The 15,086-nt window shown below is 25.9% G+C and carries 9 protein-coding genes and 1 tRNA gene; 3 read left to right on the top strand and 7 right to left on the bottom strand.

Annotated elements, in window-relative coordinates:
• Positions 1-93: 93 nt before the first annotated feature.
• The 6 genes from D2845_RS05945 to lepA all read right to left on the bottom strand — a co-directional run bounded on the left by D2845_RS05945 (position 94) and on the right by lepA (position 10,214).
• A complete protein-coding gene (locus D2845_RS05945; protein WP_110858486.1) occupies positions 94-3,219 on the bottom strand; it encodes an HsdR family type I site-specific deoxyribonuclease in 3,126 nt (1,041 codons plus the stop codon).
• 8 nt (positions 3,220-3,227) lie between these two features.
• Positions 3,228-4,355: a restriction endonuclease subunit S gene (locus D2845_RS05940; protein WP_197712581.1), complete on the bottom strand. Its 1,128-nt coding sequence runs from the start codon at positions 4,353-4,355 to the stop codon at positions 3,228-3,230.
• Positions 4,355-7,030 (bottom strand): type I restriction-modification system subunit M, encoded by a 2,676-nt coding sequence (locus D2845_RS05935; protein ID WP_110858135.1) that lies wholly within the window; start codon positions 7,028-7,030, stop codon positions 4,355-4,357. The genes D2845_RS05940 and D2845_RS05935 overlap by 1 nt, the downstream gene beginning before the upstream one ends.
• 210 nt (positions 7,031-7,240) lie before the next feature.
• Complete coding sequence (locus D2845_RS00400) at positions 7,241-7,465, bottom strand: YneF family protein (RefSeq protein WP_002881271.1); 225 nt, start codon at positions 7,463-7,465, stop codon at positions 7,241-7,243.
• Positions 7,466-7,483: 18 nt separating this feature from the next.
• Positions 7,484-8,377: an MSC_0882 family membrane protein gene (locus tag D2845_RS05930; RefSeq protein ID WP_110858136.1), complete on the bottom strand. Its 894-nt coding sequence runs from the start codon at positions 8,375-8,377 to the stop codon at positions 7,484-7,486.
• 31 nt (positions 8,378-8,408) lie between these two features.
• Complete coding sequence (lepA, locus tag D2845_RS00390) at positions 8,409-10,214, bottom strand: translation elongation factor 4 (RefSeq protein ID WP_110858137.1); 1,806 nt, start codon at positions 10,212-10,214, stop codon at positions 8,409-8,411.
• 288 nt (positions 10,215-10,502) lie between these two features.
• Here lepA and D2845_RS00385 point away from each other — a divergent pair, with 288 nt between their 5' ends.
• Together D2845_RS00385 and D2845_RS00380 are read left to right on the top strand one after the other, a co-directional pair.
• Entirely contained in the window at positions 10,503-10,793 is a 291-nt protein-coding gene (locus D2845_RS00385) for a hypothetical protein (RefSeq protein WP_110858138.1), read from the top strand.
• 342 nt (positions 10,794-11,135) lie between these two features.
• Positions 11,136-11,894 carry a BspA family leucine-rich repeat surface protein gene (locus tag D2845_RS00380; RefSeq protein WP_110858139.1) on the top strand — a complete coding sequence of 253 codons (759 nt, stop codon included), beginning with the start codon at positions 11,136-11,138 and terminating at the stop codon, positions 11,892-11,894.
• A 70-nt stretch (positions 11,895-11,964) separates the two neighbouring features.
• Here the strand turns inward: D2845_RS00380 and D2845_RS00375 are convergent.
• Positions 11,965-12,054: transfer RNA gene (locus D2845_RS00375), tRNA-Ser, on the bottom strand.
• A 158-nt stretch (positions 12,055-12,212) separates the two neighbouring features.
• Here D2845_RS00375 and D2845_RS00370 point away from each other — a divergent pair.
• Positions 12,213-15,065, top strand: a complete 2,853-nt coding sequence (locus tag D2845_RS00370; RefSeq protein WP_231992785.1) for a cation-translocating P-type ATPase — start codon at positions 12,213-12,215, stop codon at positions 15,063-15,065.
• Positions 15,066-15,086 lie beyond the last annotated feature (21 nt).

The following is a 15,086-nucleotide window of genomic DNA, read 5'->3' as shown; positions in this document are numbered from 1 at the left end:
AAAACCCACGTTAGTACATTAAAAATTTAAAATGTACTATTTTTTATAATAAAAATCTGAAACCACATAAATTAATGGCATCAGATTTTAATTTTAAGAAGTATTTTTTCTTTTGTGAAGAATGAATTCTTTAATAAAGTTTTCAATATTAATTCTTTTAACTTTTTCCAAAGGGAATTTCTTGATTTCTGAAATATATTCTCTTACTTGATCATTGTAACTATTTCGACAAAGATTTTGGAGATTATTATTCGCATAAATATCTTCATTTGAATGAATAATATTTTTTAATTCCTTAATATTAACATTCAGATTTTTTGCAAATTCTTCCAACTCTAAATTTTCTTCTTTTTCTTTTAATTCAAACACACATAAATTTAAATCAAAATTTGAAGGAAGTTTTTGATTATTATTCAGGGTTGGTTCTAAACATTGTCTTGCATACTTTTGTTCTGATACAGGGAATTTCAAAATCATCTTATTCAATTCTTCTTTTGTGGCCTGAATTACTTCAATATCATTAGTTTCACTAATTATTTGTGTCAAACTATTGATATATGCTGAATCAACTTTTTCGACAAATTCAGTTGTGATCAAACTATCAATTTCTAAATCAAGATCATCATCAGCATCATCTTCATCAATCTTCATATATTCATATATTGTTTTAAGATCAGCTTCATTTTTTCGAACTTTTAATAAATTTCATGTATCTTTATCAAAATCAATATTTTTATTGTTTTCTCATTCAAAACCTAAAATCTCAAAAGCATTCAAATTCGATTTAATCTTTAGAAATTCTGTTGAAAAATCTTTAACTTGTTTTGCATATTCAAGAAATTTCAAATCATTTACATCTGGCATTTGTGGAATGCTTCCAAAATCATGTATTCCTCATGTTTCAAAAATATTTCTGATTTTTTTGAATGATTCATTAATTTTTGAATAGTATGCAGTAATATCTTTTTGTGTAGAATTTTTTGGATCAATATCAGCATAAATTCTTAATGCTTCATCAAGATTCATTTTCATTTGTAGTGGTGTTCGATAAAAAATCACATTTCCTCAAGGTTTTTCAAACATTGGATCAAATATCCGATTTGTTCTTGAAATTGCCTGAACTAAATGTTCATACTCAAGTTTTTTATCAAAATAGATTGAAGATATTCATTTTGAATCAAAACCAGTTAACATTTGTTCAACAACAATCAATAAATCTAATTTTCTATCATTCGAAAGGTTTAAATAACTGTTTTTGTGTGCCAATCGATTTGACAAATCAATTTTAAAATCAGCATGCTGTTCAAAATCAAATGAAGTTTTAAAATCTAAATTATATTGATCAATTATTCTTTTTATTGAATCATATTTTTTTTCTAAATCTTCATATTTATCTTTTGAAAAATCAATGTTTGGATCAAAAAGCGCCGTTACTTTAAAATCAGTTTGATTTTTTTGATTATACTCTGAAATTAATTCTTGGAAGACATCAAAATATTTGATTGCATCAGAAATACTACTGGTTGCAAAAATTGCACTGAACTTCTTATTTTGATTCAATCTTTTTCAATGATTCAAAATATGCCTTGCAACATTTTTTTTATGACTTAGATTATTAGCTAAAAGTTCAAAATCTCTTTTTTCATTTCTAATCTCATTATCATCAGGATAGATTGTATGAATAATTTTCGACTCATTAGAACTTAGTTCAAAATTATTATCATAATTTGAACTTATTAGATTTTTGAAATCATAATTAAAAATAACATATTCACAATTGAATCCTAATACTTTTTTATCATCAATTGCATTTTTCATTGTATATTTGTGAATCAAGGGTCCAAAATTTTCGTAAGACGTTATTCCATTTTTACTATTTTCTTCAACAATTGGTGTTCCGGTAAAACCAAAGATAACAGCATTTTTTAATGTTTTAATAATTCCTGTATACATATCACCGAATGTTGTTCGATGTGCTTCATCAAAAATAAAAACAATTTTCTTATTTGCAAGTTTATCAAGATCTTCTTTTTTAAAATTGCTTTCATTGATCCGATATTGCTTATAAATTGAACTGACAATAAGTTTCTTTTTTGATGAACTAGAAATTAATTCTTTGAATAAATCTTTTGTTGAATTTGTTTTTTTAACTTCAACATGATTTGAACTTTTGTTCATTTCATGGAATGATGACTGAGTTTGTGTTTCCAATTCAATCCGATCGACAACAAAAACAACAATATCAGCATAATTTCATTCAAGTAATAATTGTGATAATTTATAACTCGTAAGTGTTTTACCTGAACCAGTTGTATGTCAAACAAACCCACCTTTTTGAACGCCATTATTTGGTCCGTTAAAAAATTTTTTTGCAAAAAACATGTTTTGAATTATGTTTACTGCATGATATTGATAACTTCTTAAGATCTTGATTGTACTGTCTGAATAATCAGCAACAGTAAAATCAGCAACCATTCGATGCGCCATTGGAATTGATAAAAAATCTTTAACAATTAATTTTCAATCATTAATTTCAATATTTTTTTCATTCTTTCAAACAAGAAAACTTGTTTGATTTATGTTTGATGGCTTGTATGTATTTGGCATATAAAACATTTGGTTTGGTTTCATTGCAACTAATACTTGAACAAGTTTAAAAAAGCGACTATATAATCCCATTTCTGAGTAATTTTTTAACTGTCTGATTGCATTATTAATATGTAAATTTTCATTTTTTAATTCAATATGAAAAAATGGCATTCCATTAACTAATAAAACCAAGTCAAGTATTCGATCCCCAAGCATTGTTTTTATTTTTACTTGCCTTGCAATTTGATAAATACTATCTCCAGCATTGATTTCTTTTTTACCAAAAATCTTTAAATAAATTTCTTTATTAAAATTATCTATGTCATCTTGATTTGTTCTTTTGATTAAAACTCTTTCACCATTGATAAACATATTTGCATCTGCAATTGAATGAAATGATTCTACTTTGTTCATAATTTGATTCATTTCATCATCATTAAGCTCAACGTTGTTTAAATCTTTTTTATTAATGAAAAAAATGATATTTTTTCAATTTCTAATTAGATCATCTTCATTGATATCTTTTAATATTGTTTTATACCCTTGATTTTCTGAAATTCCTTGTCAACCATTTTTTAAAAGTTCATTAACTAAGTGTTCTTCAAATTCTTTTTCATCTTTAAAAAGCATATTTCTCCTTAAACAAACATCTTATTTAATAGGGTATTTTTAAAGTTTTTTAGCATGTCTAACTTACGCTGATGAAGAGTGATAAGGGAATCCATGTTTTGCAAGAGACTTGAAATTATATTTTTTTCTTCATACTTAGTTGTAATTACTTTAAAATCAGTAAACTTTGATATCCAATGCCTATTATGTCCTTCGGGAATATATTTTAAATTTTTAAGTAAAAGAAAATTAAAATAAATATTGTCATTATTATTGTGATTTGTTAATAATTTCATTGCAGAACTCTTTATTTTGAATGGAAAATCAATAAAATGACTAGATGTTGTAAAATCATCGAAAATAATTATTGGATTAAATTTTGAGACTATTTTGACATTCTCTTTGTCTGTCGTATGCCCAAGAATTAGGGTTTTGCCGGCTGTTAATACCGGAATTCCTTTATCTACATATTTAGAGGATTTAACTATATATTTTGTTGGTTGTTCATAATTTAAAATATTTACCAACTTTTCCTGTTCTCAAGCGTTAGTAAATTCCTTAAATCTTATCATCGGAAATTGATTTTTTTCGTTAGCAAACATTTTATTTAGAAGTCGATTTTTCATATTTTTTAGTACTTCTAACTTACGCTGATGAAGAGTGATAAGGGAATCCATGTTTTGCAAGAGACTTGAAATTATATTTTTTTCTTCATACTTAGTTGTAATTACTTTAAAATCAGTAAACTTTGATATCCAATGCCTATTATGTCCTTCGGGAATATATTTTAAATTTTTAAGTAAAAGAAAATTAAAATAAATATTGTCATTATTATTGTGATTTGTTAATAATTTCATTGCAGAACTCTTTATTTTGAATGGAAAATCAATAAAATGACTAGATGTTGTAAAATCATCGAAAATAATTATTGGATTAAATTTTGAGACTATTTTGACATTCTCTTTGTCTGTCGTATGCCCAAGAATTAGGGTTTTGCCGGCTGTTAATACCGGAATTCCTTTATCTACATATTTAGAGGATTTAACTATATATTTTGTTGGTTGTTCATAATTTAAAATATTTACCAACTTTTCCTGTTCTCAAGCGTTAGTAAATTCCTTAAATCTTATCTTTGGAACCATATTTTTTTGCGACACTATTTACCCTCCAAAATGTTTATTAATTCATTAATTGCTTGCATATCACTTTCATCACCTTTTAAATCTGAAAGCAAATTAGCTAATTGCGCTTCTGTATCTTTGATTTGTTTATTTATATCATTTAATGTAAATTTATATTTATCTGATAATTTTTCAAATTTTGATACATAGTCATTAATAATATCCATGCCTTTTTGTTTGATTTGCTCAACTAAATCTTTTGTTCATTTTGCAATTAAAACATCATAAATTTCTTCTTCAGATAAACTTAAATATTTTTCAAGTGACAAATCAATCAATTCATTTTTTAATGGATTAATTTTTTGTTTTTTTAATGTGGAAATTTCATTCAAAATTGTTGCCATATTTATGATTCTTTTTTCAAATGAATCATCATCAAAATTTATTTTTTCTTTAAGAAAAGATTTTGCTAATACTGAAATTTGATTATCTTTAAATTGATCTTTTTCAAAATCATAAATATCTTCATTTTTTTCATCTTCTTCAATTAACTTACATGCTTCATCTAGTTGAGCATTTAGATTTTCTAAATCTGATTCAAATTGATTTAAAGCTTTATGCTTGTCTTTAAAATAAAGATCCTCTATCAATTGACGTGAAATAAAATCTGATTTTCAATCAACAATTTTTGCATTTTTGCCACTTTTTGTTCGTTCATATTCATTTTCTAAAATATCTTTATGAGTAATATTCTTATTTGCTTCATTATAACTATAAATTAGTTCAAGATCATTTGTAATTTTGTCGACATTGTTAACAATAATTTGATAAATATCATAAATATCAAGAAGTTCTATTTTTTCAAAATCATTAAAAATAAAATCAGATAAATTTTCTTCAATGTCAGGTTTTTTATCATTTAGCATATTTTTAAATGAAGGAATGATTTGCTTAATGTGATTTACTAATAAGTTAGCATTCATTTCATATTTATTTAAATATTGCTTAATATCATTATCTTCAAGAATTATTTGGCGAATATTATCATTTTCATTATTGATAATTTGATAATAATCATTTGCATTTAAACTAAAAATTTTATTTTTTATTTGTGGAAATGTCGCAAAAAATTGATCATATTTTGCCATTTCTTCCAAGGAAATACCACCAAACATTGAAGAATACAAATCATATTCTTCAGGTTTTTTAAAATTATCAATATATCTTGAAATATTTAAATTAAAATCATTTTGTTTAATTTCTTCATATGAAACTAATCTTGATAAATTTGAAACTTCAATTTTATTATTTACAATATCAGAAATTTTTTTGATATGTGAATGCGAAAATTTATTATTTTTGCCATCTTTAATATATAACTGTGAGGCGTCTACAAAGAAAATATCACGCCCAGTTCTTTGTTTTTTTAAAACCATAATAATCGTTGGAATACTTGTTCCATAAAACATGTTTGCTGGTAAGCCGATAATTGTGTCAATTTGTCCTTTTTTTACAAGCGTTTCACGAATTTGTTTTTCACTATTTCCCCGAAATAAAACACCATGCGGAAGCACTATTGCCATGATTCCATTTGGTTCTAAATGATATAAATCATGCAATAAGAATGCATAATCAGCTTTGGATTTAGGTGCAATTCCATATTCAGCATATCTTGGATCAGATTTTCAATTTTCACTTTCTCATTTTTGTGAATATGGAGGATTTGAAACAACTGCATCAACTGCTAAAAATTCATATTGTGATGGATCATTATTTTTAAAAATAGGCCAATCATCTTCCAATGTATCGCCTTTACGCACATTAATATCAGCTATATTAATATCTTTCATTATTAAATTCATTTTTGTTAAATTATAAGCATCATCTTTTATTTCTTGTGCATAATATGTAACAGGGTTAAGATCAGCATTTTCTTTATACTTTTTAAACTCTTGTCCGATATTTAATAGTAATGAACCAGATCCAGAAGTTGGGTCGTATATTTTAATTTTTTCGCGATCTTTCAAATAAAAAGCAATAATTTTAGACATTAAAACAGAGACTTCATGCGGGGTATAAAATTCACCACTTTTTTTCCCAGCAGTTGAGGCAAATCTTGCAATTAAATATTCATATATAAAACCAAGAACATCATATTCTTGTTTTCTTGTTGGAATCTCACTAATAATTTCAATTAATTTATTAACAGTTGTATTTTGGTCTTGAGTTGTTGTTCCCAATTTCCCTAACCCTGTTTCAAATTTTAAAAAAACATCTTCAAATAATACCTTATATTTTTCATTGATTGTTTTATTAAATTCCGTAAATGCATCACGAAATAATTTAATGTCAAAATTATTTTTGTTTTCTTCATGTAATCATGTATTAAATAAATTTCTATATTGAATAAAATATCCATTTTGGTCAATAAAATTTTTCTTAATACTTTCAATTTCCTCTTTATTTTGCAAGCTTTTAGTTTTTTCAAAATCTATACTATTTAGATCAAGTTGATTATCAAAATACTTTAAATCATCTTTATCAATACCACCTTCAAACAATAATTCTGTTTGCTTGTCAGATAAATATTTATAAAGAATTAAGCTTAAAATGTAATCCTTATACTCATGTGCTTCTAAATTTCTTCTTAAATTATTAGCAGCTTCCCAAATTTTTGTAGCTAGTTGTTGTTTTGTAATTTTTTTATCCATTATTATTTCCTTACACATCTTAAAATCATATTAATTTTCTAATTAGTTTAAACTTATAAATTATTTTAAAGAATGATACTTTATTAAAAAATCTCAAAATATCAAATAAAATTATATTTTACCTCGTGTTTTTATCTTAAATTTTATTGAACGAAGATAATAATCTTAATTTTTTTTAATAAAAAACATAGTCTTTTTTTGACTATGTTATTATTTTGCATTTTTCATTGAACGCATAACTTGTCTAATTTGTGCTTCTGAAGCCTTACGTCCCATTTGTTGAAACATTACCCGAATCATTTTTTCATTGATTGGAGGGTTTTCTTTTAAATGTTTTTCAAATTTTTTCTTAGTAATGTATACTGCCAAAAATGCAGCAACTGCCGCAAAAATTAATGGCAATAAAACTAATAAAACAATTCCTCAAGTAGGCATTTTTTTCCTCACTATTTTTTAATTTCTTTTACGAACTCTTGCAATGATTAACAAAATAATTATTGGTATTACAAGCAAAATAAGAACACTTAAAAAGAAAATTTTTGCCCAAAATTTGTATGCATTTGTTTTCTCTTTGTTAAATTCTTCATAACTCATTACTTCATCACCAAAATAAACTTGGATATCCGTAATTTTTTTCTTCCGGTATATTGTTGCAATAATAAATACCAATATTATTGTTAGCATTATACCACAAATGCTATAAACCAAAACATTTGGATTTGCAAATGAATTATGAATTCATTTCTGAAAATCAAGTAGTCCCCACTTTTGATCTTTTATGCCCCAAAAAATTAAGGTAAATACTCCTAAATAAAATATCAAAGCTACAACTAATCAAGTTCTTCTTGCTTGTCTTTTAATTAATTTTAAATACAAATTTTTAATATAAGTTGGAACACTGAAATCATTTCTTTTGATTTTTTCCCGATAATAATAAAAAGTTTTTTTAACAAAGATGAAATCATTTAAATTTAAAAAGAAATAAGGAATTGAAATTGCAATTAAAATTACAGGCAAAACATATCATCCCCAAGGAATCTTTGTCACATTTTCATCTTTAATTAGATTATTAAATAAATCTTTTGCAAATGCAAATAATAAACAAGTTATCAATGAAAATAAAAATATTAAACTAAAAATTATTAAATTTGCTTGCTTAAATTTTTTTTCACCATTAAGAAGTTTATAAATATGATTAGGAATAATTCCCTCTGGATCAAGTGTTTTTTTGTGAGATATGTTAGTTGCTTGATTAAATGGCAAAACATTAGTAGCATTAACTAATTGAACTTCGTTAATGATTTTATTTTCATTGCTTTCAGACGTAATGATTGGTTTAATTTCCATATATCAAGACTTTATTTCCTTTTTAATTTAATTAATTTTTTTTGTTATTTGAACTATCAGTTTTTAAAATTGCTAAAAATGCTTCTTGTGGAACTTCAACACTGCCAATTTGTTTCATGCGTTTTTTTCCTTCTTTTTGTTTCTTAAGCAATTTTTGGCGTCTTGTGACATCACCTCCATATAATTTGGCTGTGACATCCTTACGATATGCTTTGATTGTTTCTCTTGCTATAATTTTACCCCCAATTGCAGCTTGAATTGGAATTTCAAAGTTTTTTCTTGGAACAACCTCTTTTAATTTCTCAGCTAATTCACGACTTTTAGGATATGCAAAATCACGATGAGCAATTAAAGCTAAAGCATCAATCTTTTCGCCATTTAACATAATATCAACTTTAACTAAATCACTTTCACGCAAACCAATATGCTCATAATCAAATGAAGCATAACCTTTGGAATAACTTTTCATTAAATCAAAGAAATCAAAAATTGTTTCATTCAATGGTAATTCATAAATTAAACGGCGGCGCTTATCATCAAGATATTCAATGTCAATATATTTACCTCGTTTTGATTGACATAATTCCATGATTGCGCCAAGATATTCTTCTGGCAGCATAATTGAAGCTTTAATATAAGGTTCTTCAATTGTTTTAATCAAACTGCGATCAGGAAATAAAGAAGGATTTGTAATATATTCAACATTGCCATTTGTTAATGTAATCACAAATTCAACTGATGGCGCTGTTGCTAAAATATCTAAATTAAATTCTCGCTCAAGCCTTTCTTGTAAAACATCCATATGTAACAAACCTAAAAAACCAATACGGAAACCAAAACCTAAAGCTTTTGAAGTTTCAGGTTCTCAAACAATTGATGAATCTGACAAACTAATTTTTTCAAGCGCATCTTTTAGTGCATTATAATCACGGGTGTCAACAGGATAAAAACCTGTATAAACAACTGGTTTCATTTTTTTATATCCAGGTAAAGGGGTTTGCACTGGGTTTTTAACAAGTGTAATTGTATCCCCAACAGCAACACTTTTTACATCCCGAATTGAAGCAGCAATTCAACCAACTTCGCCAGCAGATAGTTTTTCTTTTTTTTCTTCGTTTGGATTTTTTACTCCAAGTTCGGTAACAATATAATTTTTCTTTGTTTGCATAAAATAAATTTCATCACCGACACTAATTTCACCATTAAAAATCCGCGTATAAATTACAACACCACGGTAATTATCGAAATAACTATCAAAAATCAAAGCTTCAAGTGGTTTACTTTTATTTGCTTCTTTTGGACATGGAATTCTTTCAATGATTGCTTGCACAACTTGATCAATATTAATTCCTGTTTTGGCTGAAATTAAAATTGCATCTGAGGCATCAATGCCAATGATATTTTCAATCTCTTTCTTTACCCTTTCAGGATCGGCACTTGGTAAATCAACTTTATTGATAACAGGAATAATTTCTAAATTGTTTTCAATTGCTAAATAAACATTTGCAAGCGTTTGTGCCTGAATTCCCTGTGTTGCATCAACTAATAAAAGTGCTCCTTCACAAGCAGCTAAACTTCGACTCACTTCATAAGTAAAATCAACATGACCAGGTGTATCAATCAAATGAAATAAATAATCTTTATATTTAATTTGTACAGCATTTAATTTGATTGTAATACCTCTCTCTTGTTCAAGATCCATCGAATCCAAAATTTGGGGTTTTAATTCCCTTTTACTAACTGTTTGTGTAAATTCTAGAATTCGATCTGCTAGTGTACTTTTACCATGATCAATGTGCGCAATAATTGCAAAATTTCTAATTTTTTGGTTTGTCATATTTTTATAATTATAGTTATAAAAACATCTTTTAGCAAGATTTTCAAACCATATTAAAAAATAATCAAATGAACTTAATTTTTAAATCTAAAAACTATAACGAATTAAATTCAAAAAAAATAAATAAAAAAAGTTAATTTTAAAATTTGGCATTTTTTAAAACTTTTAAAAATATAAGTTAAAATTTTTGGCATTTGTATTTCTAATTATTAAAAGGGTTTAAATAAAAATGAATAAAAATAAAAATTTATTATTGGTCTTTCAAGTGCGACAGCTATAGTCGTTCCTGTGATTGGAATTACTTTAGCTGCCACACTAATTAAAAAAAATAACAATAAAAATTTAGAAAATATTGTTTTAAATGATGAAACAAATAAAAATAATGATGTAAATGAAATTATGATGAATGAAGAAAACCAAATTGTTGCCAAAAATTTAGATGAATATATTAAGAATAAAAATCTTGGTTTAATCATTACAGCAAACAATAATCCAACCAAAGAAGAAATTATTAGTGCAATCAAAAAATTCAATGAGAATCTTAACAATGATTTTTTTGATGATTTAGAAATTTCGTAACCTTCAAAAAATAAAACAACAATTAATGTCAAAAATCAAAACAATGAGATTGAAGTTACTTTTCGAGCAAGAACACAAAATGAACAAGAAAAATATGATGAAGAAACTATTGAACTTGTAAAGAATTTATGAAATAAAGAATTTCAAAATAAAATTACAACTGTTGACACATTTGAAGAAATTTTTGAAAATTTAAAAGCAAAATTAGATCGTGAAGATACAAAATTTAGAATCTCTGATGAGAATAAAAAGATAACTCCAAAAGCTAAACAAGACGCAAACGAGGACAAAGAAGAGATTGAATTTTCAGTTGGAACCAAAACTCTAAAACTTGATTTAGGAATGGTAACCCCTGGTAAAAAAGCAACAAAATATATTGATAAATTTGGGAAAGAAAAAACTACTTTTGATTTTAATTTATCAAATTTAGATGCAACTGAGATTACTCAAATTGGTTACCATCATAACAAAGATGAGTTTAGAATTATAACTTTTCCTAAAACAATAAAAAAAGTACCAAACAAATTGCCATCAATAATTACAAGTCTAGAAGAAGCTTTCAAAAACAACCAAAATGAAAAAATTGAAGGTATTGAAGATTGAGATACTTCAAATATAACTTCAATGTCAAACACATTTTATAATGCTAATTCCTTCAATCAGGATATTTCAAATTGAAAAACAAATAAGGTAACAACAATGCGAGCAATGTTTTATTTTGCCAATAAATTCAATCATGATATTTCAAATTGAAAAACAAATGAAGTTACTGGCATGGCATTTATGTTTCATAATGCAACACATTTCAATCAACCAATTGGAAAATGGAATACTTCAAAAGTTACTGATATGAGTTTTATGTTTACTAATGCAACTAATTTTAATCAAGAACTCAAAGAATGAAAAACAGAAAATGTGACAGATATGTCTTATATGTTCTATAATGCAATAGCATTTGACAAAATTATAAATAATTGGAAAGTAGAAAAAATAAAAGACTATTCTGAATTTGCTAAAAATTCACCTATGAATAATAAACAAAATAATCTTCCTGAAAAATTTAAAAAATCAATGATAACAACTAATTCACAACAACAATAAATATTAAAAAAGATATAACTTCACATCTAAGAAAAAGTTATATCTTTTTTATTTTCATATTTTTATGATCTGGCGGGCAATAAGGGATTTGAACCCTTGCGAGCTATTAACTCCTAGCAATTTTCGAGACTGCCCCCTTAAGCCACTTGGGTAATTGCCCATATTTTTCAAAAAAATTATATATCTTATTTTAAATAAGCAATTAAATAAAATAAACCTAAAAATTAATTTAAATAATAAATAATTAACAAATAAAATATTGTTTTAAATAATTTTATTTAAAAATAACAATTTAAAATTGCTATAAAATTTTTAAATATGACTCCAAATAAAGAAAGAAAATCTAAAAAAAACAATGAAGAGCAAGTTATAGAAAATAACGATCATTTACTGCAAACATCAATGAAAAATGGGTTGAATAAAGAAGACGTTTTAGAAAGGCAAAAAAAGTTTGGATTAAATAAATTAAAACAAACTAAAAAGATCAATCCATTTTTAGTTTATTTAGGTCAATTTAAAGATGTTTTGGTTATTATCTTATTATGTGCTGCATTGCTTTCGTATGTTTTAGCAATTGTTAGTGGTATCAATAAAAATTGAGTCTTTAACACTGAATTAATTGTTGAATTTGTTGAACCAACAATAATCTTATTTGTTGTTTTAACCAATTCCTTGATTGGTGCTATTCAAGAAATAAAAAGTGCTAAGGCTGTTGATTCATTGTCAAAATTAAATCCACTCAAGGCTAAAGTTATCAGAAATAACAATTTAATTTTAATTGATTCAGAAGAAATTACAATTGGTGATATTGTTATGATTGAAGCAGGTGATGTAATCCCTGCAGATGGATACTTGACTTTTTCATCAAATTTGTCAGTAATTGAAGCTTCATTAACTGGTGAAAGTGAACCATCATTAAAAGATTATTTAGCAAAAAAGAATCTTAATCTGGCAATTGCTGAGCGGAAATTTATGGTTTATTCATCTTCAATTGTAGCAACGGGAACTGGTTATTTTGTTGTTAGTGCAATTGGTGAACAAACAGAATTAGGAAAAATTTCAACAATGGTTAGCAAACAAAAAGAAGCTTTAAGTCCACTACAAAATAAAATCAATAAATTGGGAAAAATTTTTGGTTATTTAGGAATTGGATTATTTTTATGTAGTGTACTTATGCAAATTCTTTTTGCTATTCCAAATACAGCGTACTACAAAGAATTATACTTTTGAAGCAATGTAATTGTTAATGGTGTTTCTTTGTCAGTTGCCGCAATTCCAGAGGGATTAATTGCTTTTACTTCAATTATTCTAGTGATTGGCATCCAAAGAATGGCAAAGCAAAATGCAATTGTTAAAGATTTAATGACAGTGGAAACACTGGGAAGTTGTAGTGTAATTTGTTCAGATAAGACAGGGACATTAACTCAAAATAAAATGACAATTGTTGATTTATTCACATTGAATGACCAAAAATTTAGTGATATTCCAAATCAACAAATGAATAAAAATTTTTTAAAATTGATTGAATATGGTTCAATGTGCTCTGAAGCAAATTTAATTTTCAAAAACAATGAAGAAAAAACAATTGGTGATCCAACTGAAGTTGCTTTTTTGTATCAATTAAAAAAATATTCAGAATTTAAAGAAAAAAAACTTTTAGATACTCAATACCAAAGAATTTTTGTATTGCCTTTTGATTCAGAACGTAAATCGATGACCTCAATCAATAAAATCAATAATAAATTGATTGTTATTGTTAAGGGAGCACCAGATATTTTAATTAAAAAATTAAATAATTCAAGCATTGAAAAGAAACAAATTTTAACAATTAATGATCAATGATCAAATGAGGCATTTCGGGTTTTAGCAATTGCTTCAAAAGAAATTACAGAAAAAGAATTTAATAATCTTTTACAAAAAAATTCAGAAGAACAAATAAACTATTTAGAAAATAATCTTTATTTTGATGGACTAGTTGCAATGATTGATCCCCCAAGACAAGAAGCCAAAGAAGCAATTGAAATTTGTCAAAGAGCAGGAATAAAACCGATCATGATTACTGGGGATAATATCAATACTGCAGTTGCAATTGCAAGAAGTTTGAATATCTACAAAACTAATGATTTAGCAATTACAGGAGATGAGTTACAGAAATTTAGTGACGAAGAATTAATTGCTAATGTTGAAAAATATAGTGTTTATGCTCGTGTTGCACCAAATGATAAATTAAGAATTGTCAATGCTTTACAAAAAAAAGAAAAAATTGTTGCAATGACAGGGGATGGTGTTAATGATGCTCCTGCCCTAAAAACAGCAGATATTGGTTGTGCAATGGGGAAAACTGGAACTGAGGCAGCAAAACAAGCTGCAAATATGGTTTTAGCAGATGATAATTTCTCAACGATTGTATCTGCTGTTAAAAATGGTCGTTCAATTTATCAAAAAATTAAAAATGTTATTCAAAATTTATTAATTACATCAATTGCCGAAATTATTCTTGTTTTATTTGGATTATTAATTTTCGGACTAATTTTTAAAAATTGGGAACAATTAAGAGGAAAGGATATTTATATTCTTTCAGCCACACAATTGCTATGAATCAATTTATTTACTCATGGTTTTCCAGCCATTGCATTAGGATTGCAAAATTCTAAAGAAAATTACATGAATAATTTACCAATTGCAAAAAATGAATCAATTTTTGCAAGAAACATGGGTTGAAACACATTATGACAAGGAATATTGGTTGGAATAATTTCAATGGTTGGCTATTATTTGGGTGCTTTATGGGCAAAAAATAATGGTGATAATGGTCAAGACATTCTAAAAGCTGCATCAACAACTGCCTTTTTGGTTTTAGGTATTGCTGCAACATTTAACTCAATAAATCTGATGTCAAAAAAACCAATTATTTTTTCTAATCCATTTTATTATTGAAAAGTCTATTTTTCAGTAATATTCTCATTAGCATTTTTATTACTAGTTGTTTTTGTTAAAAAAATCTCAATTGCTTTTAAAGGATATGAAGAAATACTTAATTCACCACAGTTGATTGCATATGGTCTTGGTTTACCACTTGTTTTAATTCCTATATACTTCAGTCATAAAATGATTCTTTTATGAATTGAAAATAAAAAAAACAAACTAATAAAAAATACCAAAATAAATTAAAGATACATAAAAAACTTAAAT

Origin of the sequence: Metamycoplasma alkalescens, assembly GCF_900476125.1 — a bacterium.
Taxonomy (GTDB): domain Bacteria; phylum Bacillota_I; class Bacilli_A; order Mycoplasmatales; family Metamycoplasmataceae; genus Metamycoplasma; species Metamycoplasma alkalescens.
Note: the sequence above shows the minus strand (reverse complement) of the source record. Positions and strands in the feature narration are given on the sequence as shown.